Source organism: Actibacterium sp. MT2.3-13A (assembly GCF_018139985.1).
Classification (GTDB): Bacteria; Pseudomonadota; Alphaproteobacteria; order Rhodobacterales; family Rhodobacteraceae; genus JAGSOU01.
The window spans coordinates 1-26944 of sequence record NZ_JAGSOU010000006.1; the positions used below are offsets into that span (position 1 = coordinate 1).

Consider the following 26944-nt stretch of genomic DNA (forward strand, 5'->3'; position numbering starts at 1 on the left):
GCATGACGGCTTGGTCCTGGCCCTGAAATCGGGCAACTTCGGCGCCGAGGACTTCTTTGAAAAGGCCGCAAAACGGCTCGCGGAGGATCAGGAATGAGCGTGGGCGGCCCGTGACCCGGACAGGGTCGGGGCCGCCCCGATCATCCAGTCGCGGCGCGGCGCGGCCGACGTTGCGTTCCGGCGCGATGCGCCGTTGGAGGGCCTCGCGGGTGTCCGGGCGCTTGCCCCGGTCCTCAGGCGGCCTGTTCGCAACGCGCGCGGGCGCTCGTCTGCGCCATGCGCTGGGCGGTGTCCAGCATCCGGTTGGAAAAGCCCCATTCGTTGTCATACCAGGCCAGAATCCGGACCATGCCGCCTTCGGTGACCTTGGTCTGGGCGCTGGCGAAGATCGACGAACTGGGGTTGTGGTTGAAATCCGACGACACCAGCGGCAGGTCGGAGATCTCCAGGATCCCCCGGAGGGGGCCGTTGGCCGCCGCCCTGATCGCGTCGTTGACCTCTTCGGCGGTGACCGGGCGCGACGGCATGAAGCACAGGTCCACGACCGAGACATTCGGGGTCGGCACCCGGATCGCCGATCCGTCCAGCCTGCCCTTCAGATGCGGCAGCACCAGCCCCACGGCCCGCGCCGCGCCGGTCGAGGTCGGGATCATCGAGATCGCCGCCCCGCGCGCGCGGTAAAGGTCCTTGTGCAACGCATCCAGCGTGGGCTGGTCGCCTGTGTAGGAATGCACGGTGGTCATGTAGCCGGTCACGATCCCAAAGGCGTCGTCCAGCACCTTGGCCACCGGCGCCAGGCAGTTCGTGGTGCAGGACGCGTTGGAGACGATCACGTCGCAATCCGTGAGATCCTGGTCGTTGACGCCGAAAACCACCGTCCTGTCCGCGCCCTCGGCCGGGGCCGAGATAAGGACCTTGCGCGCGCCGTTCTCAAGATGGGCGGCCGCCTTGTCGCGTGTGGTGAAGATGCCCGTGCATTCCAGCGCGATGTCCACGTCGCCCCAGGGCAGGTTGCGCGGGTCGCGCTCCGCGGTGACGCGGATGCGGTGACCGTTGACGATCAGCATGTCGCCCTCGACCGAAACATCGGCGCCAAACCTTCCGTGCACCGAGTCGTATTTCAGAAGGTGGGCGTTGGTCTCAATAGGGCCGAGATCGTTGATGGCGACGATCTCCACGTCGCTGCGGCCGGACTCGATCCAGGCCCGCAGAACGCCGCGGCCGATGCGGCCAAAGCCATTGATGGCGAGTTTTGTCGGCGTCATGGCCGGGGTCCTCTCCCAGGGGTCTTCAATACGTCAATACGTTAGCGCTAACATAAATCCGCCAAAAACGCAAGGAATTTCACCGGCGCAATCGGCGCTCTCGTTCGCGCGGTGCCCGAGGCGACCGCGCGGGATGCGATACGGGCGGAGGCCCTGTCCGGCGACCGCGCATGGGGCGTGGCACGCCAAAGCGCCCCCGGGCCCGGAAGAGGCCTGACCCTTTCCGGCCCGCAGTCCGCGTTTCCAACATGCCGAAAACAAGTGCTATCTCTTGCACAGCGAATCCGGCGCCGCGACCCGAGGGAGAAAGCCATGGCAACCATCACCCGCGTAGACCTGAAAATGGTGGACCTGGCGCCCAAGGTGCGCCGCGTCGACGCGATCCAGTCCTTCATCAGCCAGGAGACCCCGATCGTCACGGTGCATGACAGCGACGGGGCGCAGGGCACGGGCTATTCCTACACCATCGGCACCGGCGGGCCGTCGATCATGGCGCTGCTGGAACACACCCTGGCCCCGGCCCTGATCGGGCGCGACGCGGACCGGATCGACGGGATCTGGCGCGACCTTCTGTTCACCACCCATGCAACGGCGGTCGGCGCCATCACCTCGCTGGCTTTGGCGGCGATCGACACCGCGCTTTGGGACCTCAGATGCCGCAAGATCGGGCTGCCGCTGTGGAAGGCCGCGGGCGGCAGTCGCGAAAGCGTCCCGCTCTACACCACCGAGGGCGGCTGGCTGCATCTGGAGACCGAACAGCTGGTGGCGGATGCGGTCGAGATGCAGGCGCGCGGTTTCAGGGGCGCCAAGATCAAGATCGGGCGCGAACACATCAGCGAGGACGCCGCGCGCCTTTCGGCGGTGCGGGCCGCGGTCGGGGACGGGTTCGAGATCATGACCGACGCCAACCAGGGGTTCTCGCTCTCCGAGGCGATCCGCCGTGCCCGCGTGCTCGAAAGCAACGGGATCGCCTGGTTCGAAGAGCCGCTGCCGGCCGATGACCTGGCCGGCCACGCGGCGCTGGCCGCCAGCACCTCGGTCCCCATCGCGGTCGGAGAAAGCATGTATTCGCTGAGCCAGTTCAAGGACTACCTCGTGGCCGGCGCCGCGAGCATCGTCCAGGTGGACGTGGCCCGTATCGGCGGCATCACCCCCTGGCTGAAAACGGCGCATCTGGCCGAGGCGCATAACGTCACCGTCTGCCCGCATTTCCTGATGGAACTGCATCTGCCGCTTGTCTGCGCCATCCCCAACGCGAAATGGCTGGAATATATTCCGCAGCTGGACCTGATCACCGGTGCGAAGATGCGTATCGAGGACGGCCGCGCCTTTCCGTCCGGCGAACCCGGCCTGGGCATCGATTGGGATTGGGATCAGATCGCGGCGCGGGCGACTTATGACAGGGTGATCGCGCGGGGCGAATGATGCCGCGCAAAACGCAATGTGGCGCCCGGCACAGGCTGGGCGCCACCGTTGTTCTTTCTTGGCGAACCCCTCTCAGGGGGCTCGCGGATGGGCCCCGGGTCGTCACGCCCCGACCGCGCCGGGACGGGATCAGCCTTCGGCCGGCTGGAACGCGTCCTTGTAGCGCTCGCGCAGGATGTTCTTCTGCACCTTGCCCATGGTGTTGCGCGGCAACTCGTCAACGACGATCAACTGGCGCGGATGCTTGAATCGCGCGAGCGACTGCTTCACCGCCTTGTCGATGGCGTCGAGGTCAGGGGTTTGCCCCTTCTCGGCCACCAGAACGCCCAGGACGGTCTCGCCGAAATCGGGATGCGGCACGCCGATCACGGCGCTTTCCAGCACGCCGGGCTGTTCGTCCAGCACCAGCTCGATCTCCTTGGGATAGATGTTGTAGCCGCCGGAGATGATCAGGTCCTTGTTCCGGCCGACGATGGTGACATAGCCGTCCGCGTCGATCTGGCCGAGGTCGCCGGTGATGAAGAAGCCGTCCTCGCGCAGCTCTGCGGCGGTCTTTTCCGGCATCTGCCAGTATCCCTTGAACACGTTCGGGCCGCGCACCTCGATCTGGCCGACCTCGCCCACCGGCAGCGTCTCGCCGGAGCCGGGATCGGTGATCTTCAGCTCCACGCCCGGCAGCGGGAAGCCGACGGTGCCTGCGCGTCGCTCGCCCTCGTAGGGGTTGGAGGTGTTCATGTTGGTCTCGGTCATGCCGTAGCGTTCGAGGATGCGATGGCCGGTCCGTTCCTCGAAGGCGATATGGGTATCGGCCAGAAGCGGCGCGCTGCCCGAGATGAACAGGCGCATGTGCTGCGCGAGGTCCCTGGTGAAGCGCGGATCGTCCAGCAGCCGCGTGTAAAAGGTCGGAACCCCCATCATCGCCGTCGCCTGCGGCAGCAGTTCGATGATCCGATCGAGGTCGAATTTCGGCAGGAAGATCATGCTGCCGCCCGCCGCCAGCGTGACATTGGTCGCCACGAACAGGCCGTGGGTGTGGAAGATCGGCAGGGCATGCAGCAGCACGTCATCGGCGGTGAAGCGCCAGTGCTCGGCCAGGGTCAGCGCGTTCGACAGCAGGTTCTTCTGCGTCAGCATCGCGCCTTTCGAACGGCCGGTCGTCCCGGACGTGTAGAGGAACGCCGCCAGGTCCCCCTCGTCGCGCGCGACCGGGGCGAACTCAGACGGCTTGGCCTGCGCAAGATCGCTCAGGCTGCCCGAGCCGTCGGCGTTGAGTGTCTCGATCCGGCCGCCCAGGCGGTCCATCATCGGCGTCAGCGCGCCCTGTTTGGCGCTGTCGCAGATCAGCAGTTTCGCGCCGCTGTCCTCGACGAAATAGCTCAGCTCGTCGGTTGTGTAGGCGGTGTTGAGGGGCAGGAACACGATGCCCGCCTGCGCCGCCGCCGCGTAAAGCGCCAGCGCCTCGGGGGATTTCTCGACCTGAACGGCCACCCGGTCGCCGGGCTCGAGACCGCATTCAACCAGCACATGGGCAATGCGCGACGCCATGGCGAGGAAATCGGAATAGCTGAGCGTCGCGCCGTCCGCTAGGCGGAGAAACGGCTTCGCGCTGCCGAGGTGGCGACCGAAAAGGGTGTCGTAAAGTGGATTGGCCATCGGTTCGTTCCTTACGCGGATGATTTTTCCCACGAATTCGCCTGCGACCGAACAGATTGCGAGGCGACGACTTCGTGCTTGCTGGCGTAGCGTTCGTGATGCTGCGCGACGCGGTCCAGCTTGTAGAGATAGTTGACCATGGTTCCCGCCGACTGGCGCAGCCCGTTGGCCGAGACATCGGCGTCGGCGTGGACCGCATGGATCATCGCGCCATTGCCCAGATGGAAGCGGGCGACCGGATCGACGGGCAGCCCGTCGGGGCGCTTGGCCGAGAGCAGGTAATAGGCGGCGACTTCGCGCATCTTTTCCTGGTCTTCGGGGTCGTACTCGATCCCCTGCGCGTCGAGCCATTTCACCAGGCCCGGGATCGGCGAGAGGGTGACGAAGGTCTTGAGCCCCGGAAGCTCCGTCGCCAGGTCGGAGGCGACCTGCTTGATCAGGGAGTTGCCGAAGGAGATGCCCGCCAGCCCCGCCTGGCAGTTCGAGATCGAGTAGAAGACCGCGGTATCCGCCTCGTCCGAGCGGAGGGGCTTGCGCCCCTCGCTCAGCAGCGACTGGATCGAGCCGGGCACGCCCTGGGTGAGGGCGACCTCGACGAAGATCAGCGGCTCGTCCGGCATCGCGGGGTGGAAGAAGGCGAAACATCTCCGGTCCGGCGGCGCGAGGCGGCGGCGCAGGTCCTCCCAGCTGTGGATGGCGTGCACCGCCTCGTAGGCGATGACCTTTTCCAGGATATGCGCGGGGCTGCCCCAGTTGATCGGCCGCAACACGAGAAAGCCGCGGTTGAACCACGAGGCGAAGAGATGCTTGAAGTCGAGGTCGAGCGCCTGCAGCGCGGGCTCGTCCCGGCCCAGCCGCAGCAGATCGGCGCGCATCCGGACAAGTGCGCCGGTCGCGCCCGGCAATTGGTTGAGACGGCGGATCAGCTCTTGCCGGGGCGGCTCGGCCGCCGCCATGAAGCTGCGGTAGGTCTTGCCCGAGGGGTCGGCCTCGTAGGCTTCGAGCGCCCCGCGCAACTGCGCGGGGTCGATGTTCATCTCCGAGGCGAGATGCCGGAAGAAGGCGAGTTTCGCCTCGTCGTCCTTGCCCTCGTAGCGTTCCAGGATCTGCCGGGCGAGCACCAGCCCCGATGTCTCGGCGCTGGCGCCCAGCAATTCGCCGGTCAGTTCCCCGATCGGCCGGTCATCCCGTCCGAGCAGCGGCGAGAGCCGGTTGCGCCGCTCGAATACCGTCGAGAGAAGATCGGCGAGAAGGGTCATCTCGCCTCTCCCATCACCATGTCCGGGAGCCAGGTCGCCAGCTCCGGAAAGGCGCACAGCAGCACGATCGCGAACACCATGCAGGCCACATAGGGCAGCGACCCCAGCAGGATCGTCTTCAGCGAGATGTCAGGCGCGATACCGTTGATGACATAGAGGTTCAGGCCGACCGGCGGCGAGATCAGGCCGATTTCCATGTTGATGGTCAGCACCACGGCGAACCAGATCGGATCGAATCCGGCGGTGGTGATGATCGGCAGCAGGATCGGCGCGGCCATCAGGATCACCGCGACCGGCGGCAGGAAGAAGCCCGCGATCAGAAGGAAGACGTTGATGGTCGCCATCAGCACCCAGCGGTTCACCTCCAGCGTCCCGATCCATTCGGCGATCGACTGGGTGATGAAGAGCGAGGACAGCATGTAGGAGAATACCCCGGCCGCTGCGATGATGAAGAGGATCATCACCGACTCGCGCGTGCTGTCCCTGAGCACGACCCACAGAGCCTTCGGGCTCCACAGTTTGTAGATGATCATGGCGATCAGCAGGCACAGCAGCGCCCCGACCGCCGCGGTCTCCGACGGCGTCGCGATGCCGCCATACATGGCGTAGAGCACCCCGAAGATGATGGCCAGAAACGGCAGGACGCGGGGCAGGATCTCGAACTTCTCACGCCAGCTGTAGGTGCCCGCCGACAGCACCGAGGCCTCGCCCGAGCGCCAGGTCGAATAGATCGACCAGCCCATGAACAGCCCGACCAGCATCAGGCCCGGGACCACGCCGGCCAGGAACAGCCGGCCGATCGAGGTCTCGGTGGCGATGCCGTAGACGATCATCGTAACCGAGGGCGGGATGAGGATGCCCAGCGTGCCGCCCGCGGCGATGGAGCCCGCTGCGACGCCTTCGGGATAGCCGCGCTTGCGCATCTCGGGGATGCCCATCTTGCCGATGGCGGCGCAGGTCGCTGGCGACGAGCCCGACATCGCCGCGAACAGCGCGCAGGCCCCGAGGTTGGAGATGACCAGCCCGCCGGGAATGCGGGTCAGCCAGCGTTCGAGCGCCTCGTAGAGGTCGCCCCCCGCCCGCGTCGAGGCGATGGCCGAGCCCATGATGATGAACATCGGGATCGACAGCAGCGCGAAATTGTCGAGCTTGCCGAAGAAGATCTCGGGCATCAGTTCAAGCGAGCGCATGCCGTCGAAGGCGATCAGGAAGCCGGCCGAGACGATCAGCAGACCGACGGCGACCGAGACCCCGGAAAACAGGACGATGATCGTGGAGACGGCCACGATGGCCCCCAGAAGAAGCGGATCCACTAGCTGACCTCCAGTCCGAATGGTTTGTCGACACCGATCGCCAGGGCGACGAGATCGGCGATGAGTTGCAGAAGAAGAAGCCCGAAACCGACCGGGATCGCCAGATAGGGGATCCAGAGTTTCACGCCCCAAACGGTGTCCGACCGCCAGCCGCGCTCCCAGGCGAGGTGCCAGAATTCGAACCCGTAGAAGGCCATCACCGAGACGATCGCGATGGACAGGCAGAGCACGACGAGGCTCAGCACATAACGCCAGCGCGTGGGCAGGGCGAGCGGCAGGAGATCGACGTTCACATGGCCGCGCAGCCGCTGGACATAGGGCAGCCCGATCAGTGTCGCGGCGATGACAAGGTAGATCACGGCCTCGGTCTGCCAGACGGTCGAGCCGTTCAGAACGAACCGGATGAAGATCATCTGGCACGTTATGGCGACGGCCGTCATGATCATGGCGGCCGAACACCATCCGGCGACCATCGAAATCAGGGCGACGGCGCGAAGAAATGTGTTTTCCCCGGTCCGCGCCATCGCTGCCGAGCTGTTATGGCCCGCCATGCTGCTTCTCCTGCTAATTTGGGTATGCGTGGGCCCCGGGGCGGCGCCGGTCGGCCGCCCCGGGGCGTTGCGCTCACTCGACGGCGAGCGCCATGTCTAGGAGCTTCTGGCCGTCAGCCACTTCGTCGACGAAGGCCTTGTAGGAGGTCTCGGCCGCGATCTTGCGCCAGGCTTCGAATTCCTCGGCCGTCATGTCGTCGATCTCGACGCCCTGCTCCGCGAAGATGCGACGCGACTCGGAGTCTTCCTTCTTGGCCTCTTCGAGATAGTAGGCCTGGGCCTTCTCGGCCCCGCGCAGGAGCGCGTCCTGCTGCTCTTTCGACAGGCCCTCGAAGGTGGACTTGTTCATCAGCAGCGGCTGGTACATGAACCACAGCGCATATTCGCCCGGGGGCGTGTAGCAGGCGACCTGCTCGTAGATGCGGTAGCTCACGAAGGACGAGGACGAGGTGTTCGCGGCGTCCAGAACGCCGGTCTGCATCGCGTTGTAGATCTCCGACGAGGCCATCGAGGCGATCGACGCGCCGGCGCCGGCCAGCATCTGCTCGAATGCCTTGCCTGCGGCGCGCGTCTGCAGACCCTGCACGTCCTCGGGGGCGGTGATGCACTTCTCCTTGCCGGCGAAACCGCCCGCGAGATAGCCGTGCACCAGGACCATCACGTCGTCTTCGGCCATTTTCTCTTCGAGGGCGTCCATGAAGGGGCTCTCGACCAGACGCGCGGCGTGGTCGTGGTTCTTCACCAGGCCGGGCATCAGCGTCAGGTTATAGGCCGGCTGCTGGCCGCCGGCGTAGGACAGCGGCAGAACGGTCATGTCCAGCTGGCCGCGGCTGAGCGGCTTGTACTGCTCGCGCGCCTTGAACAGCGACTGGCTGGGAAAGATCTTGATGTCGAGGTCGACACCGGCGGCCGCGACCTCGTCGGCGACGATCTGGGCTACCTGGTGCCGGACATCCTTGTCCGACCACTGGTGCGAAAGGCGCAGCTCGGCTGCATCGGCAGCGGCCACGCCTGCAAAGAGGGCCATCGCGCCGATGGCCGTCGAAATTCTCAGGTTCATGTTCTCCTCCCAAATGCTTCACTGGATTTGTCCAGATCGCGGCCCGAGTATGAGGGCTTTGTTTTCTTAGTCAAGTATGTTGTATACAAGGTGTGACGTATTGCATTTATACCGATAAGTTGGTAGGGCTATTTCATGGAGATCCGGCGCGCCGATCATATTGCCAAGACCTTGGAAGAGCAGATCTTTAACGGCACTTTCGCCAATGGAGAGAGGCTCGACGAAGTGCGTCTGGCGGAACGTTTCGGGGTGTCGCGGACACCCCTGAGAGAGGCATTCCAGAAGCTCGCGCTGTCCGGTCTGGTCGAACAGATCCCGCGCCGAGGCGTCTTCGTGCGCCAGCCCGGCCCGGTTGAGCTCATCGAGATGTTTGAGGTAATGGCCGAGCTTGAGGCCGTGTGCGGCCGGCTGGCCGCGGTCAGGATCTCCGACGCCGCGCTTGCCGAACTCAGGGAGGCGAATGCCCGATGCCTAGCGACCGTGGCCGCGCATGACGCGGATGCCTACTATTGGGAAAACGAGCGGTTCCACCAGATCATCTACCGCGAATCAGGGAACAGTTTCCTGGAGCAGGAGACGCTGAGCCTGCACAACCGGCTGAAGCCGTTCCGCCGGGCGCAACTGCGGCTGCGTGGTCGGATGGACCAGTCCATGACCGAGCATGAGGAAATCATGGATGCGCTTTCTGCCGGCGACGCGGAGCGCGCGGCTGCGTCGCTCCGGTCGCATGTGGCTGTCCAGGGCGAGAAATTCCACCACCTGCTGGCAAGCCTGAAGCCCTCCGTGGCGTAACGCCAGTCGTTGTCCCGGCCGTGCGCCGGCGGCCCTTGTCCCCCCTTGGGAAATCACAGGTTCCGGCCGGTTCGGGAGATCCGCGGGCGGCGGCACTCAGGTCCGCGGCGCGGCGCGGCTCGCGGCCTTGCGGGCAAGCCGCGGGGCGGCCAGCCAGGGGATGACGCGCCATGCCAGCAGCGCAAAGGCGGCGGTCCACAGAAGGCCGGCCAGCAGGACGCCGTCAATGCCGGGGGCGATGTCCTGAAAACCCGCCACGCGCGCGGCCGCGGCGGCCATCAGCAGAACAAAGGCGGCGGTCAGGACCGGCCCCGCCACGAGGTCCCGCCCGGTATGGCCCAAAGTGGCCCGCGCCATCACTGCCAGCGTCATGCCGCCCACCGCCCCGATGCCCAGCAGGTGAGCGCCCGCCGCAGGCGACAGCAGGCCGAAGGGTGCAAGCCCCGCCGAAATCAGGCCCAGCGGCACGAAAAGATAGGCGACGTGCAGCATGAGCAGAAGCGGCGACGGACAGACCGCCCCCCCACGCCAGCGCGACAGGCGCGCGAGGTGGATCCCCCCCGCCAGAACCAGCAGCACGCCCGCCGCCGGCGTCTCGGGCAACAGAACCCACAACGCCAGGCCGGGCACGGCGGCAAACAGGCTTGCCGTGTCGAAACGGCTGAAGGGCGCGGGCATGCGCTGGGCGCCGGTCTTGGCCAGCCAGTTGCGCGTGAAACTGGGAATGATGCGCCCGCCGATCAGCATGATCAGAAAGATCAGAACCGCGAGCCCCAGCCGCCGCCCGATGGCGGAACTGCCGGAGATCATTGTCTCCGCATGGAACATGGCGTTGGCGAGGCAGAGCAGCGTCAGCGGGACCAGCACCTTGAGGTTGCGCCAGTTCCTGCCCGCGATGATCTCGCGCGCGATCATGGCGATCACCGCGAACAGGAACGCGCAGTCGATCGCCAGCACCGCGAGCGGCGGCAGCCCCAACGCGCCCCATACCGCCAGCCGCCCGAGAATCCACAGCGCGAACAAGGCGGCCAGAGGTATCCCGCGCGCGGGCATCCGGCCGGTCCAGTTGGGCACCGCCGTGAACAGGAACCCCGCCACCACCGCCGCCGCGTAGCCGAAGATCATCTCGTGGACATGCCAATCCGCGGGCAGAAAGGGGCCGGGGGCCTCAAGCGTGCCGTGCCAGACCAGCAGCCAGACCGGCACGACCGCCAGCGCGAACAGGATGGCGCCGAGGAAGAAGGGCCGAAAGCCGAAAGAAAGGATGGTCGGGCCGGAATATTCTTGGCGGGGTATCATCTGGAGCTCCTATCCCGGGGAACAACGGGCGGGGGCGGCACCCTGCGGCGCCGCCCCCGCAGGTCTCGCGAGGCGGGACGCGGATGCCTTACTGGACCTGTGCAAGAAGCTCCTGGAAGCGGCCGCGGGCCTTGCCCTTCTGTTTGACCGCCTGTGCGGCCTCGAGGTTGGTCGCCGCACCGACCTGGATCAGCGCGACCATCCCCAGTGCGTAGTGCGGGGTGCATTTCACGCCGTAGAGACCCTCCGCCTCGACGGTCAGGGTGAATTCCTCGTCGAAATTCGTCTTGAAGGCTTCGACGCCCTCGGGGAGCATCCCTTCGATGCTTTCCACATTGTGGCCCTTGTCGACGGGCACGAAGTGGATCACATCGCCGGGCTGCGCCGTCACAAAGGACGGCTGGAAGACCATCATGCCGGCTTCGCCCTTGTTGCGCAGCTGGATTTCGAAGGTCTCGGCACCGGCTGTGCCTGCGGCCAGGGCCAGGGCTGCGGTCAGGATCATGGATTTCAGAGTCATTGGCTATCGTCCTTTTCGTGCATTCCGAATGTTTCGTCCGGCCCCGATATGCGTTAAGAGCGGCTTGCCAACTTTGCTCTGAGACAAACTTCCGGTGGTTTCATGCCGAAGCTCGACGAGAGCCTGCTGACCGGGCTTCCTCCTTTCAGCCTTCTGGATCGTCCGCAGATCCGCGAGATCCTGGATCTTTCGGTGTCGCAGCGCTACGACGCGGGAACGGCCATCTTCCGCGAGGGCCACGACGCCGAGCGGTTCTACCTGCTGCTCGACGGGTTTATCCGGGTCATCAAGACCACGCCGGAAGGGGAGCAGATCATCGCGCTGCACATCGCGCCCGGGCAGCTCTTCGGTATCGCGCCGGCGCTGCGCCGGGATACCTACCCCGCCACGGCGATGACGGCATCGGAGTCGCTTGCGCTGTCCTGGCCGGTGCGGCTCTGGGACGGGTTCTCCGCGAAATACGAGGGCTTCGCCACCGAATGCTACCGGACCGTTGGGGAGCGGCTGGGCGAGATGCAGACCCGGATCGTGGAACTGGCGACCCAGGCCGTCGAGCAGCGCGTGGCAGCCGCGCTTCTGCGGCTGGTCAACCAGTCCGGGCGCAGGGTCGAGACCGGCATCGAGATCGCCTTTCCCATCACCCGGCAGAACCTCTCGGACATGACCGGCTCCACGCTGCATACGGTCAGCCGTCTGCTTTCGGCCTGGGAGAGGGACGGCATCGTGCACTCCACCCGCAAGCATATCGTGGTGACGGCGCCGCACCGTCTGGTGCTGCTGAGCGGCGCCCAGGGTTAGGCGGGCCGGCGCCCGCGACGGGCGATCTGCCGCAACTCGGCGCGAAACGCCCCCTCGTCCAGATCGTATTCCGCGCAGGCGTCGGTCACGGTGTGGAACGGTGCGATCGGGCAGCCCGGGCAGATCATCCTGCGCTCCAGGAACACGGTGGCGGCCTCCGGCCAGCATGCAAACAGCTCGGAGAGCGGCAGATCGGAATCGTCGATATCGGGACGGCGCATCGGTCTCTCCTTTCTCCTGAATTCTGTTTGCGTCTGTTGTTCTGCTCCCTGCGGTTCGACGACACGTCGGTGCGCGGGGCCGGTATCGCCTCTCGCCTCTCTCCGTCCTCGCCGACCGATGAGGGCCTAAGGCCCACGGCTATCCCTCGGTCGAAAATGCGACGCCGTGGCGCGCGAGTTCTCCAAGCCGCCTTCGATCAAGGAAAACCGCCGCCGTGGAGATGGCATCCGCAAAGGCGGCGCTTTCGTGCAGGACGCTGATCGCGCCGGCGCGGGGCGCCCCCGCCCGGCCGGTCGGGTCGAAGATATGCCCGATGCCATGCGCCGGGTTCACCATCGTCCCGGTGACGCGCGAGGTCGCCACGGCGGCCGCACGCAGCGCGTGCCGCTCGCCCCCGGCCAGACGCACGGGCCAGCCGGTCTGCCCCGGGGCATCGCCCAGGGCGCGGATCTCGCCGGCGTCGACCAGCACGTCGCGCAGGCCGGCGCCGGCCAGCAGCGCCGCGATCCTGTCGGTGGCGTAGCCTTGCGCGATGCCGTTCAGCGTCAGCCCCATGCCGGGGCGTTCGAAACGCACGCGCCCCGTGTCGAAAGCGACATGCCGCAACCCGACCGAGGTCCGCGTTTCCGCCACCTCGTCGGGGGTCGGCGCGGTGCCCGCGGCGGCATGCGTGGCGTGCAGCGCGAAAAGCGGCTGCACCGTCGGGTCGAACAGTCCCCCGGTGAGCTCATGAGCGGCCCGCGACAGCGACAGCAGCGACAGAAGCTCGGGCGGCGGGTTTTCAAGATGACCCGCGCGGTTGAGGCGCATCAGCGCGCTATCCGCGCGCATCAGGCTGAACAGCGCGTCGATCCGCGCAAGCTCGGCCGTGACCGCGCGCAGGATCGGCGCGGCCTCATCGGCATCCAGGCCGGCCAGGCGCAGCTCTGCCCGCGCCCCCAATGCCTGTCCGCGCCAGCGGGTGATTGGCGCCGCGGCCGACAGCCTGGGCGCCGCGCAGGCCGCGGCCGAAATGGTCAGGAACCGGCGTCGTGTGAAACCCGTTTTCATCAATGCGTCCCCCCATGCGTGGGTTGACCGGCCATCACCTCCATGTCGGGCCGGGCGTAGGCCTCGGGCACCTCGTCGAAGCGGACGACGCGCCCGCCGTTCCGGTCGGTGAAGGCCTGCGCGGCGGCGGCCTCGGCGAAGGGAATGGCCTCGGGCAGGCCCATGCCGCCGGGCTGGCCGCTTTCGATCACGAAATGGGCGTCGCCGGCGGCCAGCCAGTTGTTCTCGCCCGGTATGGTCCAGCTTTCCGCCGCGCCCATGTCCGACACATAGATCGCGGTGATCTCGGCCGGGCGCTCGGGGTCGCTGACATAGGCCACGGCGTCCGTCACCTGGCTGAACCACAGCGGCGCCGCGTAGCCCTTCAGGTGGATCTGCGCCTTCGGGCCGGGATGGTCGGCGACGAACATCTGGCAGTAATGGCCGAGCGCCTCGGAGGTCATCGCGACCGGCGCCGGGATGCCGGCGGTGTCTTCCTTGCAGGCGGCGAGAGACAGGCCCAGCGTCAGGGCCAGAACCAGCTTTTTCATAGGACAATCCTTTTCGTGCGATGAATGCCGAGCGCCAGCGCCCCCGCGAGCCACAACGCGAGCGCGCCGAGGGCGGCATAGGGCGGGAAGGGCAGCGTCCGCGCCAGCCCGTCGATGCCCGCCACCGGTGCGGCGTCGAGCGCGGCAAGGTTGTAGAGGCGGAAGGCATCCGCCGGATTGGCGAGCACTAGCCAGGGGAAGACATGGCTGGCGAAGACACCCTCGCCCGCGGCCATGATCCCGCCCAGCAGCGCAAGATCGTAGAGGACGACCAGCACCAGCCAGATGCCGATCGCCATCGCGGCGGCCAGCGCGGTGCGCCCCGCAGCCGCCGACAGCGTGAGGCCGACCGCGACAAAGACCGCGCCGAGCGCGATGGAGGACGCGGTGAGACTCGCCCAGGCGGCAAGGCCGGCGGGTGCGGCCCCGTAGACCAGGACCACGGCCGCCCCGGCCAGCAGGAAGGAGATCGCGATCGCAGTGCCCGCGGCCACGGTCTGGGCCAGGAACTTGGCCCCGAACAGCTCCCAGCGGCGCACCGGGGTGGCCAGCGTCAGCGCCAGGGTGCCGCGCTCCACCTCGCCGGAGAACGCGTCATAGGACATCAGCAGCGCGATCAGCGGGATGAGGTAAACCGACAGCGTGGCGAGGCTGGCCGCGGTAAGGCTGAGCACATCGGCCTTCAGCGCCGCGCCCTGTCCGGCCCCGAGAAAGGCTAGGGCCAGTGCGAAAAGGGTCAGCACCCCGGTCGCGAGAAGCACCCAGAGGTTGCGCCGCGCGAGGCGGAATTCCTGCACGAAGATGGTGATCATGCGCGTCATCACGTCCGGTCCTCCTGATCCATGTGCTTCGAGAAATGGCGGTAGATCTCGGCCAGGCCGGGGTTGGCCAGGTCGATGTCGCGCAGCAGATCGGCATGTGCGGTCAGCCGGGCCAGCAGGGCAAGCTTGGTCTCGGGCGTGCAGTCGATCTCCAGCCGAGCGCCGTTGATCCTCTGGCCACCCAGTTCCGCGTGCAGCCGGTCGGCGGCGCCCTCGGCCGCGGTCACGCGGATCGTGGCGGGAAGCGCGGCGCGGCGGGCGAGCTCCTCCAGCGTGCCTTCGGCGCGCAGGCGGCCGCGGAACATGATCGCCACCCGGTCGGTGCGGTTCTCCACCTCTTCCAGCCCGTGCGCCGAGAGCAGCACCGCCGAGCCGCGTCCGGCGGCCTCGGCGATGACGGAATAGAGATCGTGCCGCGAGATCGGGTCGAGCCCGCTGGTCGGCTCGTCCAGCAGCAGCAGCCGCGGCGCCCCGATCAGCGCCTGGGCGAGGCCCAGCCGCTGGCGCATCCCCTTGGAGTAGGTGCCGACGGCGCGGTCGGCGGCCTGGGCCAGCCCGACCCGCTCCAGCAGATCCGCGATTGCGGCGCGCGGCGCCCCGCGCAGCCCCGAGAAATAGCCCAGCACCTCGCGTCCGGTCAGGCTGCGCGGGAAGGAGACGGTCTCGGGCAGGTAATTGATCGCCACGCGCGCCGCGTCCGATCCCGGGGCGTGACCCGCGACCGAAATCCGGCCAGCGTCGGGGTGCAGAAAGCCCAGAACCGCCTTGAACAGCGTCGATTTTCCGGCGCCGTTATGGCCCAGCAGCGCCAGGCGTTCGCCCGCCGCGATCCTCAGGGTGACATCGTCGAGCGCGCGCAGGCTGCCGAAGGACAGGGTCAGCGCGCTGATGTCGAGCACGGTATCGGTCATGGGTGGTCCTCCGTTGCGGGCAGCCCGGCGCCCTCGGCCGAGACGAGCGGATGGCTGTCGATCACGCCGCCCGGCAGCAGGCCGGGAAAGCGCGATTGCGACCAGCGGATGAGCTGCATCGCGGGGGCGCCCATCAGCAGCTTGGCCGCCGGTTGCGACCAGACCAGCCGGTCGATCGTGTCGTTGGGCCGGTAGGGGCTGTCGGCGCGCCCGTCGCCGTTCACGTCGAAGGCGACGTGATCGGACCAATAGTTGCCGCGCCCGCCGTCGGACCATTCGAGCCAGCGCGTGCCGACATATTTGACCTGCGTCCGGTTGCCGAGAAAGGCGTTTCCGGTCAGCACATTGTCCTGGCTGCCGGCGGTGAAGTGCACGCCGATCCCGCAGCCCTCGAGACGGTTCGCGGTAAAGCTGTTGTGGTTGGAATTGTAGATGAACAGGCATTTCTCGCCGCCCGCGCGCACCTCGTTGTGGCGCAGGCTGGCCTTGTTGGCGAAGTTCATGAAGAAGCCGTGGTTGGCGTCGCCCTCGGACAGGTTCCGCTCCACCGTCAGCTGGGTCGAATACATGAAGGCAAAGCCCATGTCGTTGCCGCGGCTGACATTGTCCGCCACCACGATCCGGTTGGCATACATGGAGTGGAAGGCGAAGCGCAGCTCGGAGAAGCTGTTGCGCCGGTAGGCGGCATCGTTCGAGGTGGTGACGAAGACGCCGTCGCGCCCCTTGGAGATGCGGTTGTCCTCGACCGTCAGCCCGGGCGCGTTCCAGACATAGATGCCGGGGCCGCGCTCGGCCACGCGCAGGTCGTTGCGGCCCTCGATCACGGTGCCGCGGATGGTTGCGTCGCGCGCGCCGTGCACGTCGATGCCGATCAGATTGCCCGTCAGCGTCACCCCCTCGATCCGCGCGCGGTCGGCGCCCTGCATCAGCCGGATGCCGCTGTCGAGTTCGCTCAGCCGGGCGCCGGCGCCGGTGATCGTGATGTCGCGGATCGCCACATCGGGGGCCGTCACCGTGACGACGCTGCCTTCGCCCGGACCTTCGATCCGGGCGGAGGCGCCTTTGAGTTCCAGCGGCTTGTCGATGACGACAGGCCCGGCATAGCGGCCCTGCGACAGCATCAGCGTGTCGCCGGGCCGGGCCGCCGCGATGGCCCCGGCCAGCGCCCCCGGTCCGGGCCGCACGTCGATCCGCTCCGCCTGCGCGGCCAGCGGCAGGAGGGCGATGAGCGTGGCAAGAACCGGGAAACGCATCTTCGGGTCCTCCGCCTTACGCGACCGGCTTGACCAGCAGGCGGCCGCGCATCTCCATATGGAGCGCGTGGCAGAACCACTGGCAGTAGTACCAGTGCACGCCCGGACGGTCGGCGGTGAAGGTGACCGAGGCAGTGGCCTGCGGTCCGACCTCGAAGGCGATGCCGTGGTTGCCCAGGGTGAAGCCGTGGGTCAGGTCGTCGACCTCGTCCATGTTCGAGACGTAGATCGTCACCTCGTCGCCCTGGTTGACCTCGATCTTGTCGAGGCTGAACGCCGGCGCGACCGAGTGCATGTAGACCCGCACCTTGTTGCCGTCGCGGATCACGTCGGCCCCCCAGTCGAGATCGACGCCGTCCTTCTCGGCCTGGACGCGCGCCTCTTCCCACAGCGGATCGCCGCGGTCGTAGACCGAGATCGGGTTCACCTTGTCGGCGCGCACCAGGATGCAGTCATGCGGTTCGGCGAAGGTCGGACCGTCGTGGATCAGTTCCATCTTGGCGCCCGAGATGTCGATCACCTGGTCGTTCTCGGGTTTGAGCGGACCGACGTTGAGGAAGCGGTCCTTCGAGAACTTGTTGAGCGAGATCAGGAACTGCCCGTCCGCCTCCAGCGTCTCGCCCATGGTGGTGTGGTTGTGCCCGGGCTGGTAGTGCACGTCGATCTTTTCGATGATCGGGTCCACGTCCTTGCCGGCATAGGCCTCGACCGCCTTCTCGATGTTCCACTTGCACATCTGGCTGTCGAGGAACAGCGTGGTGAATGCGTTGCCCTTGCCGTCGAAGGCGGTGTGGAGCGGGCCGAGGCCGAGCTGCGGCTCCGCCACCACGGCCGAGCGCGGCTCGGCCCCGCCGAAGACCTCGGGCAGCTTGGTCACGTCGATCACGGTGACGGTGGGCGACAGCTTGCCGTTGATGCACAGGTGCCGCTTGTCCGGCGCCATGTTGCAGCCATGCGGCGAGTTGGAGACGGGGATATAGGCGGTGTATTTCGCCCCGTGGCGGCCGTCGAGCACCTTCACGCCGTTGTATTCCTTGAAGTCCCCGGCAGCGACGCCCGCCTCGATCGCCTCGATGTTGAAGACCACGACCCAGTCCTGCTCGTTGGCCGTCATTTCGGCCAGCGTCACGCCATTTTCGGAGTTGTAGCAGGTGGAAAAGGCCCACTTGCCCTCATAGTCGGCGTCGCAGTTGTCGAGGTTGCCGTCCACGATCACCTGCCAGGCGATCTCCATCGTGTCGCCGTCGATGGCGGTGAAGATCGAGACGTATTTTCCCGGCTCGTCCAGCACCGCGCCGTCGTTGGGCAGCGGGATGCGGTGTTCGCCATTGGCAAAGACATAGCCCGTGCGCGGGTATTTCTGCGGGCGCAGACCGTGGATGTCCGAGGTGTTGGGGATCTCGATGACCTTGTCGGTCTTCATGATGTCGCAGCGGATGCGCGCGACACGGGTGTTGGCCTTGTCGTTGGCGAACAGGTAGCGCCCGTCATAGGTGCCTTCGGTGAAGGACATGTGAGGGTGGTGCAAATCGCCGTTGTCGTAGGTCTTCATCCCGCGTTTGGCCAGGAACTCCCTGGTCTCGGGCAGCAGGCCCTCGGTCAGGATCTTCAGGCTTTCGTTGGTGAGGCCCCAGCCGGTGGCGGAGCAGCGGTTGAAGACCGGGATCCGCATCAGCTCACGCATCGAGGGCACGCCGATGATCCGCACCTCGCCGGACTGACCCGAGGACCAGAAGCCATAGTAGCTGTCCAGTTCGCCCGGGGCGACTTCGGTCTTTGCGGTTGCCGCGTGGGCCGCGCGGGTCGAGGCCAGAAGCCCGAGCCCGCCGCTGCCGCCGGCCACGCCGGCCAGGGCCGCGGCCCCCGCTGTTCCGCCAAGAAGGCCGCGTCGGCTGACGCCTTTGTTTTCTTCACTCATGGGACTATTCTCCTTTGTTGCGTTTGGAAACCTGGTTGGGATGGCCGAAGTCCGGCCGCTCGGGCGCGGCGGCGAGCGCCGCCGCCGAGACCGCATCCTTGGCGCGGCGCTTGTCGCGCTTGATGACGACGGGGCAGCGCGCGTGATCCTGGTAGAGGACCTGGCAGTTCAGGCAGGAGATGCATTCGTTCGGGTTGATCTCGCCTGTCGGATGGATCGCCTTGACCGGGCAATCGGTGGCGCAGAGCTGGCAGGGGTTGCCGCACTCCTTGTAGCGTCTGAGCCAGCGGAACATGTGCAGCCGCGCTGGAATGGCGAGCCCGCCGCCCAAGGGGCAGACATAGCGACAATAGAAGCGCTCGATGAAAAGTCCGGGCAGCAGGAAGCCGAGCGCGATCAGCACGAAGGGCAGGGGGCGCGCGAATTTCAGGATGATGGCGGTCTTGAAGGGCTCCACCTCGGCGAATTTCTCCGCCAATTCGAACGAGTAGAGCGAGAGGCCGAACAGCCCCAGAAAGAGGATGTATTTCACCGCCCAGAGCCGCTCGTGCAGCCCCCAGGGCAGGGTGATCTGCGGCACGCCAAGGCGCCGGGCCAGCTTGTTCGACAGTTCCTGAAGCGCGCCGAAGGGGCACAGCCACCCGCAATAGGCCCCGCGCGCCCAGAACAGCAGCGCCGCGGCCACAGCGAACCACAGGATGAAGATCAGCGGGTCCATCAGGAAGGTGTCCCACTTGAATTCGCTGAACAGCGCGTTCGCCACCGCCAGCACGTTGACGACGGAAAGCTGGGCGTTGGCGATCCAGCCGACGAAAACCAACGTGAAGATCAGATAGCCGTTGCGCAGCAGGGCAAAGCGGCGCGCGTTGAGCGTGGCGAAGTTCTGGAAGAAGAAGATGCCGCTCAGCAGGGCCAGCGCCGCGCTGAGGATCAGGACCTGGCCCCGCTTCGCCTCCCAGATCCGTATCCAGAGCGCGTCGCGCGCGCCCGGTTCGGCCCGCGTGGCGGCGGGCTCGGCGACGGGGGCGGCCGCGACGGTCCGGGTGTAGGGCTCGGGCAGTTCGTAGCCCAGGTCGTAGGTCAGAAAGACCTTTTCGATCGGCCCCACCGCGCGGCTGACGAGGAATTGCAGGCGGAAGGGAGCGGCGGGGTCGAACCCGGCCTCGGCGGGCACGATGAACAGGTCCATCTCCGGGAATTCCGGCGCGTCCCCGGCTGCGATGTGGACGATGCGGGCATGCTGGCGGTCGCGGAAACGGTGCGAAATCTCGCCCTGGATCAGCTGGAAACGGTCGAAGATGCCGCCGCGCACATAGCCCGATCCCTTGAAGGACCAGCGCCCCGCGTTGAATACGGCGATCGCCTCGTCGCCGGGCTTGAGGCGTTTGGTGAGATTGCCATAGGCAGCCTCGCCCAGCAGGCTGCGGCCGATCGCCGGCTGGCTGACCAGCGCGGTCCAGATGTCGGCGAAGGCGTCGTCGTCGGGGGCGGGCTCGGCATGTTTCGCGGTGCGCGCATCGCCCAGCGCCGCGAAATCGGCGTTGACCGTGGCCACATCAAGGGTGAGACGGCGCAGCGTTCCGTCCCCGGCCAGCGTCGGCCAGTCGCCGATGGCGCCGGCCGCGCGGTCGATTTCGCGCCGCGGTCCAGTTTCCTTGGGCGCTGAGAAACCGTCGAGGCCCAGCGCCTGCGCCGCCTTGATCCCGGCGCGCAGGATGGAGTCGTCGATCACCATGATCGTGACCGTGGCGCCGGAGACGATCTCCAGATCCTCGGGGTCGCGCCGGGCGGCGTCCTTGCGCAGGTCAAAGCCCGAGTAATGCGCGATGACCCGGCGGATGTCGTCTTCGGGGATGCCGACCAGCACGATCGGCTCGGAATGCTTGACCAGCTTGGCGCCGGTCAGCACGGCCTCGGGCGAGATCCCCGCGACGATGTGGATGGGCTTGCCGGAATAGCCCGTGGTGGGAACGAAATCCGAGGTGAGGAAGGCCCAGCCCAGCGTCTTTTCCCCGTCCAGTGCCGGCACCAGCCCGTTCTCGTCGGCCGCGCCGAAGCGCGTGGCCCCCGGGACGATCTCGGACGGCGTGACGTCCCGGAGGTAATCGACGATCAGGTTGCCTGCATGGGCGGGCAGGACGAAGAGCCAGACAAGAAGAATGCTCCGGACGAGGGTCTTGAACGCGTGGGCCATATTCCATTCCATTGGCAAGGCTCCGGAAGAGCTTGACGATGGATGGATAACCCGCGCGTGGGCGGCGGAGTTTGCGCTGGCACAACGAAGTGGGCGAATTCCGCCGCGCGGAATGTCGAGGCGTCAGTGCCCCGCGGTCCAAGTCCGTTTTTTCTGAGGGTGGTTAAGGGCTTAGTCGCCGTCAGCCTCGGTCTGTCCGTCGGCCGAAAGGATATCGGCGGTCTGCGCCCCAACTGGCTGTGGCGGGAACTCCAGTCGCGGCGGGCAGGCCGACATCGTGAAACCGGCCACCGGCACGGTGAGCCCGTCCAGCGAATGGCCTGGCACCCGGTGCCGCTGGAAGACGCCGCGCGCGCGCAGTTGGGGATCGGCCAGCGCTTCCTCCAGGCGGCGCACCCGGGCGGCGGGAATCCGTCGCGCGATGAAGAATTCCTCCCAGTCGGCGGCCCCGCGCGTGGCAAGGATCGTGCTCAGCGCGGATTTCTCCTCGGCATGGGCATCGAGGCGGGCGTTGTTGTCCTGCCGTATCAGATCGTCCCGCCCGAGCGCGCGCCACAGACGCTCCTGCTGGGCCAGGTTGGAGGCGGCGATCATGATCGGCTCGTCGAGCGTGTCGTAGCAGCCGAGCGTGGCGAAGAAGAAATCGTTGCCGGCGGCCTCGGGGTGGACACCGTTCCACAGAAATCCGGCCGCGGGCGCGCTCATCAGCATCAGCGCGACATCGAGCATCGAGACGTCCACATGCTGGCCCTGCCCGGTCCGGGTCCGGTGAAACAGCGCCGCCGTGATGGCGAAGGCCGCCGTGGTGCCGGTGGCATAGTCGATCACCGGCGCCCCGCACCTGAGCGCGGGGCCGCCCGGCGTGCCGGTCATCGCCATCATGCCGCAGAACGCCTGGATCACGTTGTCGTAGCCGGTCTGCGCGCGGCGCGGCCCGGTGGCGCCGAACGCGGAGATCGAGCAATAGACAAGGCCGGGGTTGCGCGCCCTGAGCACCTCGTGGCCGAGGCCGAGCGCTTCGAAAGCGCCGGGGCGATAGTTCTCGACGAAGACATCCGCCTCATCGACGAGCCGCAGCAGGGCAGCGCGGCCCGCCTCTGTCTTGAGATCGAGCGCGACCGCCTTCTTGTTCGACCCCTGCGCGAGGAAGGCGGTGCCCATCTTGGCGTCGGTCAGCACCCGGTCCGTGCCCTGCATCCGCGCCTGATCGGGGTCGTTGGGGTCTTCGATCTTGATGACCTCGGCGCCCAGGACCGCCATCTGGTAGGCCGCGAAGGGGCCCGCGAGGACATGGGTCGTGTCGATCACCCGCAGCCCGTCGAATGCCCGCGCCATGTTCTCCCCCTCAGTCGCAGCGCACGCTCATGCCGCCATCGACGACGATCTCGGTGCCGGTGATGAAGCGGGCCTCGTCCGAGGCGAGGAACAGTGCCGCGTTGGCCGTGTCGCGCCCGTCGCCCATCCAGCCCAGCGGGATGCGCCCGAGCCGCGAGGCGAGCAGCGCGTCCACGTCGCCGCCGGCCCGCTGGCCCGCCAGCCGCGCCTCGACCATCGGCGTGTGCAACTGTCCGGGCACGACGGTGTTCACCCGAACGCCCCTGGGCGCGTATTCCACCGCGACGACGCGGCTGAACTGGATCACGCCCGCCTTGGTCGCGGCATAGGCGCATTGCGCGGCGCCGGTCCAGCGCAGCCCGGAGGTGGACGACGTGTTGACGATGCTGCCCGCCCCCTGTTCGGCCATGTGCGGCAGCACATTGCGGCAGGTTAGGTAGACGGATTTGAGGTTGAAATCCACCTGCCGGTTCCAGGTCTCCTCGTCCAGTTCAACCGGCCCGCCCTTGGCCGAGCCGCCTACGTTGTTGACGAGGATATCCACCCGCCCGAACCGCGTGATGCAGGCGGCGACCATCGCCTCGACCGAGGCGCCGTCGGTCACGTCGCACAGATGCGGCTCGATCTCGCCGCCGACCTCGCGGGTGCGCGCGATCGTCTCGGTCATCGTCTCCTCGCGCAGGTCCACCGCGAAGATTCGGGCGCCTTCCTCGGCGAAGCGCACGCAGGTCGCGCGGCCGTTGCCCCAGCCCGGCCCGACGCAGCCTGCGCCGGTGACGATGGCGACCTTGCCCTGCAACCGCCCTGCCATCACATTTCCTCCCCGAAACGATAGAGCCGCGCCGGGTTGTCCACCAGCAGCCGCCGCAGCGCCGTCTCGTCCGGGCAGATGTCCTGCAGCAAATCCACGAGGATGCCGTCATCCGGTGGCGCGGCGCGATAGTTCGGGTGTGGCCAGTCCGTGCCCCAGATCGTCCGGTCCGGGAAGGTTTCGACCAGCTTGCGCGCGAAGGGCGTCGCGTCGGCATAGGGCGGCTCCTGCGTCGAGCATCGCTCCGATCCGGAGACCTTGATCCAGACATGCGCCTTCTCGCCCAGACGCATGAGATGCTGGAAGGGGGCCTGGTCCATGCCCAGCGAGGCGTCCACGCGCCCCATGTGGTCGATCACCACCGGGCAGGGCAGATCGGCCAGCACCGGGGCCATGTCCGCGATCAGGCCGGCCTCCATGTGGACCAGCAGCTGCCAATCCGCGTCGGCCAGGCGCGGCGCGAGGGCGCGCAGCTGCTCGGCCGTGGCGCCCGGCGCGAGATGCGCCATGTAGTTGAACCGGATGCCGCGGAAGCCCTGGCGCTTGAGCCGTTGGATATCTTCGTCGGCAACATCGGGCGGCGCCAGCGCAATGCCCAGATAGGTGCCGGGGCGGGCGGCGATGGCATCGGCCACGGCCGAGTTGTCATAGCCGTGGCACCCCGACTGCACGATCACGCAACGGTCGATCCCGAGCATGTCGTGCAGGGCGAACAGCTGCTCCTTGGGGGCGTCTCCCGGCTTGAAACCGCTCTTGGGGTCGTAGGGAAAGCGCGAGACCGGCCCAAAGACATGCACATGGGTGTCGGTCGCGCCCTCGGGCAGCTTCAGCCGCGGTTTCGACGGGTTGGGGTTCCAGGTGATTGCAGCGTCGTTCATGAGAGTTCCCGTTCGGCGTCGTCAGGGGGGGAGATGCGGAAGACGTTGAGCGTCATCGAAATCAGCGTGTAGTAGCCCAGCACGCCGACCAGATCGACGAGCCGCGCGGTGCCCAGAGCCGCCTCGGCCTCGGCGAACAGGGCGTCCGGAACCTGCCGGGTCTCCAGCACGGCGCGCGCGAACTGGTGGACGATGCGCTCTTCGTCATCGGAGAAGGGAGGGGCGGAGCCGGCGCGGAGGGCCTCGATCACCGCGGGCGACAGCCCCGCCTTCAGCGCCGGCGGCTTGTGGGCGAACCACTCGTATTCCGCGCCCCAGTGGCGCGCCATGGTGAGGATCGCAAGCTCGGACAGGCGCGGCTCCAGCGCGGAGTCGTAGCGGCAATAACGCCCCAGCTCCTGCGCCCGCGCGGCCAGTTCGGGGCGGTGCAGCCAGACCGCGAGCGGGCCGCGCACGCCGCCGCGGGGGCCGCTGGCGATGGCCTCGTGGATCTTGCGCTGGCGCGCGTCATAGGTTGCGGGGTCGGGCGCGGCAAGGCGCTGCGCGGGCCAGTCAGTCATGCGGTCGCTCCGTCAGGTCAAAGGCAGGTTCGGCGGCGGCGAAGGCATCGAGCCAACCGGCCAGAGCCGGCCAGCGCGGGCGCCAGTCCACCGGCCGGCGCCAGTCGAGATAGCCGAGCGCACAGGCCAGCGAGATGGAGGCCGCGTCGGTATGGGTTGGATCGGGCGGCGCGTCGCTGAGCGCGGAGAGCCCGCGCAGCACCTTGCCCCGCTGGTGCTCCAGCCAGACCTCGGAGACCTGCTCGGGCGCGCGGAAACGGCCCTCGTAGACCATCAGCAGCGCGGCATCGGTTACGCCATCGGCCAGGCACGCGGCCGTCAGGCATCGAAACCGGGCCTTTCCCGAGGCCGGGATGATGCGCCCGCCGCCGGCGAGCGTGTCGAAATACTCAAGGATCACGCGGCTGTCGAACAGCGTCTCGCCGTCGGTCAGAAGGCAGGGGATCTTGCCCAGCGGGTTCTGCGCGCGCAGGTCGTCCTCGGGGTCGCGGGTGTCGCCCGGGATCACCTCGATCCGGTCGGCCAGCCCCAGCACTTGCGCCGCCATGCGCACCTTGCGGCCATAGGGCGAGGTCAGCGTCGAGCGCAGTATCGCCCGCCCGCCCCTGCCGGCGCCGCGCAACTCAAGCGTCGGCCCGGCGTTGGTGACATCGCGCGCGGTCATTTCATCGTCTCCGGCAGGAACAGGGCGATCTGCGGGAACAGGCACAGCAGCACCAGCATCGCGAAGCCGGCCAGAACGAAGGGGACAAGCCCCCTGAACACCTGCTCCAGCCTCACCCGCCCCTCCGAGGCCGCCTGCACCACGAAACAGTTGATCCCGACCGGCGGTGTGACCGCGCCGATCTCGACCAGAAGCACGACGAAGATGCCGAACCAGATCGGATCGAAGCCGAGGCGCATCATCACCGGGTGGGTGATCGGCAGGGTGATGGCCAGCAGCGCCGGCGCATCCATCATCATGCCGAGCGCGAGGTAGATCAGCGAGACGAGCATCACGATGACCCAGCGGTTCACCTCGAGTCCCGTCAGGTATCCGCCGACGGCATTGGCCACGCCCGACAGCGCCAGGAACTTGGAGAACACCAGCGCGCAGATCAGGATGGCGAAAATCATGGCCGAGGTTTGAATCGTCTCCAGCAGGGTCTTGCGCAGCTCGACGCCCCGGATCCCGCGGTGCCGGAGGATCGCCAGGAGGAAGGTGGCGAAGGCGCCGATGCCCCCGGCCTCGGTCGGGGTGAAGACGCCCAGGTAAAGCCCCGCCACGATCAGGATGATGATCAGCACCAGGGGCCCGGCGAGCCGGAGCGAGGCCAGCTTCTCGCGCAGGGTGAAGTGCTGCGCCTCCATCGGCGCAAGCTCGGGCCGGCGCAGCACCGTCAGCCAGATCGCCACGCACAGGACGATCGCGAAGACGATGCCGGGAATGAAGCCCGCGATCAGCAGCGAGCCGATCGAGCTGTCGGTGAGGATGCCGTAAACCACGACCAGTGCCGAGGGCGGGATCATCACCGCCAGCGTGCCGGCGATGGCGATCGAGGCCGAGGCGAGGCTCTTGTCGTAGCCGCGATCCAGCATCTGCGGCAGCGCCAGCTTGGTGAAGACGGTGGCGGTGCCGACCGACGAGCCCGAAGCGGCGCCGAAGGCCGCCGCCCCCAGCGTGGTGGAGATGGCCAGCCCGCCTCGCAGGTTGCCCAGCCATTTGGTGGTCGCCTCGAAGAGGTCCTCGCCCAGGCCCGCGCGCATTGCGAAGAAGCCCATCAGCAGGAACAGCGGGATCACCGAGAAATGGAAGCTGTGGGTGGTGTCGAAGAACACGGTGCCCAGGATCGCCGTCGCCGCGGTGAAGCCGACGATGGAGGCGAGCCCTAGCGCGCCGACGAGCCCCAGCGCGACCATCACGTTCACGCCCAGAAGGATCGCGCCGAACAGCGCCGCGACCCCGATGCCGCCGATGACGAGCGAGGTCATTCCAGCACCTCCTCGGGGTCGGACAGCGCGCCGCCGAGCGCGCAATAGACTGCGTCGAGCAGGAACTGGAACGCCAGCAGGGCAAGTCCGAGGAACACCGCGAATTTCACCGGCCACAGCGGGAAGCGGATCGAACCGCGCTCAAGCTCTCCCATGGCGAGGCTCTTCATCGCCATCAGCCAGCCCGCATAGGCGGCCCAGGCAAACAGCGCCGCCCCCAGCGTCATGGCCAGCACCTCGGCCGCGCGGGCGAGGGCGGGCGGCATGTGCTGGGTCGCCAGCACCACCTTGATATGCCCGCCGCGGAACTGGGTCAGCGCCAGCGACAGGAAGATCATCAGCGGCAGCGCGCTTTCGGTCAGCTCCAGCGTGCCCGCCACGGGCGTGTTGAAGCCGTAGCGCAGCAGCGCATTCGCGACGACCAGGCACATGACGGCAAAGGTCAGCGCGCCGGCGATCAGGCCGCACAGGGTCAGAAGGGCGCCATAGCCACGGCGCAGGGATTCGAGGCTTTGCATGGAAATTCCATTCGCGGGTGCGTTCAGGGGTCCGGGC

26 protein-coding genes are annotated in these 26944 nt (G+C 67.4%); 3 read left to right on the plus strand and 23 right to left on the minus strand.

The genetic code is table 11. The features are described from left to right. Positions 1-233: 233 nt before the first annotated feature. Positions 234-1265 carry a type I glyceraldehyde-3-phosphate dehydrogenase gene (gap, locus tag KCI33_RS07010; protein WP_212524059.1) on the minus strand — a complete coding sequence of 344 codons (1032 nt, stop codon included), beginning with the start codon at positions 1263-1265 and terminating at the stop codon, positions 234-236. Positions 1266-1577: 312 nt separating this feature from the next. On the opposite strand from gap, the gene KCI33_RS07015 reads away from it, so the two are divergent. Next, on the plus strand, positions 1578-2690 hold the full coding sequence (locus KCI33_RS07015) for a mandelate racemase/muconate lactonizing enzyme family protein (protein ID WP_212524060.1): 1113 nt from the start codon (positions 1578-1580) through the stop codon (positions 2688-2690). 129 nt (positions 2691-2819) lie between these two features. On the opposite strand, the gene KCI33_RS07020 is transcribed toward KCI33_RS07015, so the two are convergent. From KCI33_RS07020 to dctP, 5 genes are all read right to left on the minus strand, one after another. Continuing rightward, on the minus strand, positions 2820-4343 hold the full coding sequence (locus KCI33_RS07020; RefSeq protein WP_212524061.1) for a malonyl-CoA synthase: 1524 nt from the start codon (positions 4341-4343) through the stop codon (positions 2820-2822). Positions 4344-4354: 11 nt separating this feature from the next. Next, the gene (locus tag KCI33_RS07025) at positions 4355-5602 is read right to left on the minus strand and encodes a malonyl-CoA decarboxylase (RefSeq protein ID WP_212524062.1); all 1248 of its coding nucleotides are present in this window, start codon (positions 5600-5602) and stop codon (positions 4355-4357) included. Then, positions 5599-6915, minus strand: a complete 1317-nt coding sequence (locus tag KCI33_RS07030) for a TRAP transporter large permease (RefSeq protein WP_212524063.1) — start codon at positions 6913-6915, stop codon at positions 5599-5601. Before KCI33_RS07030 ends, KCI33_RS07025 begins: the two co-directional genes overlap by 4 nt. Then, positions 6915-7466, minus strand: a complete 552-nt coding sequence (locus KCI33_RS07035; protein ID WP_212524064.1) for a TRAP transporter small permease — start codon at positions 7464-7466, stop codon at positions 6915-6917. Before KCI33_RS07035 ends, KCI33_RS07030 begins: the two co-directional genes overlap by 1 nt. A gap of 73 nt (positions 7467-7539) precedes the next feature. Further along, positions 7540-8493 carry a TRAP transporter substrate-binding protein DctP gene (dctP, locus tag KCI33_RS07040; protein WP_249138968.1) on the minus strand — a complete coding sequence of 318 codons (954 nt, stop codon included), beginning with the start codon at positions 8491-8493 and terminating at the stop codon, positions 7540-7542. Positions 8494-8661: 168 nt separating this feature from the next. Between dctP and KCI33_RS07045 the strand changes: the two genes are divergently transcribed. Further along, positions 8662-9318 carry a GntR family transcriptional regulator gene (locus tag KCI33_RS07045; RefSeq protein ID WP_212524066.1) on the plus strand — a complete coding sequence of 219 codons (657 nt, stop codon included), beginning with the start codon at positions 8662-8664 and terminating at the stop codon, positions 9316-9318. A gap of 96 nt (positions 9319-9414) precedes the next feature. Here the strand turns inward: KCI33_RS07045 and KCI33_RS07050 are convergent, their stop codons facing one another. After that, complete coding sequence (locus tag KCI33_RS07050) at positions 9415-10617, minus strand: NnrS family protein (protein ID WP_212524067.1); 1203 nt, start codon at positions 10615-10617, stop codon at positions 9415-9417. Between the two features lie 88 nt (positions 10618-10705). Continuing rightward, positions 10706-11137: a pseudoazurin gene (locus KCI33_RS07055; protein WP_212524068.1), complete on the minus strand. Its 432-nt coding sequence runs from the start codon at positions 11135-11137 to the stop codon at positions 10706-10708. Between the two features lie 102 nt (positions 11138-11239). Here KCI33_RS07055 and KCI33_RS07060 point away from each other — a divergent pair, with 102 nt between their 5' ends. Further along, the gene (locus KCI33_RS07060) at positions 11240-11935 is read left to right on the plus strand and encodes a Crp/Fnr family transcriptional regulator (protein WP_212524069.1); all 696 of its coding nucleotides are present in this window, start codon (positions 11240-11242) and stop codon (positions 11933-11935) included. Here the strand turns inward: KCI33_RS07060 and KCI33_RS07065 are convergent. The 15 genes from KCI33_RS07065 to KCI33_RS07135 all read right to left on the minus strand — a co-directional run bounded on the left by KCI33_RS07065 (position 11932) and on the right by KCI33_RS07135 (position 26907). Then, positions 11932-12156 carry a DUF1858 domain-containing protein gene (locus tag KCI33_RS07065; protein ID WP_212524070.1) on the minus strand — a complete coding sequence of 75 codons (225 nt, stop codon included), beginning with the start codon at positions 12154-12156 and terminating at the stop codon, positions 11932-11934. The genes KCI33_RS07060 and KCI33_RS07065 overlap by 4 nt on opposite strands. A 139-nt stretch (positions 12157-12295) precedes the next feature. Then, positions 12296-13207: an FAD:protein FMN transferase gene (locus KCI33_RS07070; RefSeq protein ID WP_212524071.1), complete on the minus strand. Its 912-nt coding sequence runs from the start codon at positions 13205-13207 to the stop codon at positions 12296-12298. Continuing rightward, entirely contained in the window at positions 13207-13737 is a 531-nt protein-coding gene (locus KCI33_RS07075) for a nitrous oxide reductase accessory protein NosL (RefSeq protein ID WP_212524072.1), read from the minus strand. Before KCI33_RS07075 ends, KCI33_RS07070 begins: the two co-directional genes overlap by 1 nt. Continuing rightward, entirely contained in the window at positions 13734-14558 is an 825-nt protein-coding gene (locus KCI33_RS07080) for an ABC transporter permease subunit (protein WP_212524073.1), read from the minus strand. Before KCI33_RS07080 ends, KCI33_RS07075 begins: the two co-directional genes overlap by 4 nt. Beyond that, positions 14558-15469, minus strand: a complete 912-nt coding sequence (locus tag KCI33_RS07085; RefSeq protein ID WP_212524074.1) for an ABC transporter ATP-binding protein — start codon at positions 15467-15469, stop codon at positions 14558-14560. The genes KCI33_RS07080 and KCI33_RS07085 overlap by 1 nt, the downstream gene beginning before the upstream one ends. Continuing rightward, the gene (locus KCI33_RS07090; RefSeq protein ID WP_212524075.1) at positions 15466-16722 is read right to left on the minus strand and encodes a nitrous oxide reductase family maturation protein NosD; all 1257 of its coding nucleotides are present in this window, start codon (positions 16720-16722) and stop codon (positions 15466-15468) included. The genes KCI33_RS07085 and KCI33_RS07090 overlap by 4 nt, the downstream gene beginning before the upstream one ends. Positions 16723-16738: 16 nt before the next feature. Then, the gene (gene nosZ, locus KCI33_RS07095) at positions 16739-18640 is read right to left on the minus strand and encodes a TAT-dependent nitrous-oxide reductase (protein ID WP_212524076.1); all 1902 of its coding nucleotides are present in this window, start codon (positions 18638-18640) and stop codon (positions 16739-16741) included. A gap of 4 nt (positions 18641-18644) precedes the next feature. Continuing rightward, positions 18645-20846, minus strand: a complete 2202-nt coding sequence (locus tag KCI33_RS07100; RefSeq protein WP_249138959.1) for a NosR/NirI family protein — start codon at positions 20844-20846, stop codon at positions 18645-18647. Positions 20847-21005: 159 nt separating this feature from the next. Beyond that, entirely contained in the window at positions 21006-22169 is a 1164-nt protein-coding gene (locus KCI33_RS07105; protein WP_212524077.1) for a CoA transferase, read from the minus strand. A 10-nt stretch (positions 22170-22179) separates the two neighbouring features. Further along, entirely contained in the window at positions 22180-22980 is an 801-nt protein-coding gene (locus KCI33_RS07110) for an SDR family NAD(P)-dependent oxidoreductase (RefSeq protein ID WP_212524078.1), read from the minus strand. Continuing rightward, a complete protein-coding gene (locus KCI33_RS07115) occupies positions 22980-23858 on the minus strand; it encodes an amidohydrolase family protein (RefSeq protein WP_212524079.1) in 879 nt (292 codons plus the stop codon). The genes KCI33_RS07110 and KCI33_RS07115 overlap by 1 nt, the downstream gene beginning before the upstream one ends. After that, a complete protein-coding gene (locus tag KCI33_RS07120) occupies positions 23855-24418 on the minus strand; it encodes a carboxymuconolactone decarboxylase family protein (RefSeq protein ID WP_212524080.1) in 564 nt (187 codons plus the stop codon). Before KCI33_RS07120 ends, KCI33_RS07115 begins: the two co-directional genes overlap by 4 nt. Continuing rightward, positions 24411-25082, minus strand: coding sequence for a glutathione S-transferase N-terminal domain-containing protein (locus tag KCI33_RS07125; protein WP_212524081.1), 672 nt, complete (start codon positions 25080-25082; stop codon positions 24411-24413). The genes KCI33_RS07120 and KCI33_RS07125 overlap by 8 nt, the downstream gene beginning before the upstream one ends. Then, positions 25079-26389: a TRAP transporter large permease gene (locus KCI33_RS07130; RefSeq protein ID WP_212524082.1), complete on the minus strand. Its 1311-nt coding sequence runs from the start codon at positions 26387-26389 to the stop codon at positions 25079-25081. Before KCI33_RS07130 ends, KCI33_RS07125 begins: the two co-directional genes overlap by 4 nt. Further along, complete coding sequence (locus KCI33_RS07135) at positions 26386-26907, minus strand: TRAP transporter small permease (RefSeq protein ID WP_212524083.1); 522 nt, start codon at positions 26905-26907, stop codon at positions 26386-26388. The genes KCI33_RS07130 and KCI33_RS07135 overlap by 4 nt, the downstream gene beginning before the upstream one ends. Positions 26908-26944 lie beyond the last annotated feature (37 nt).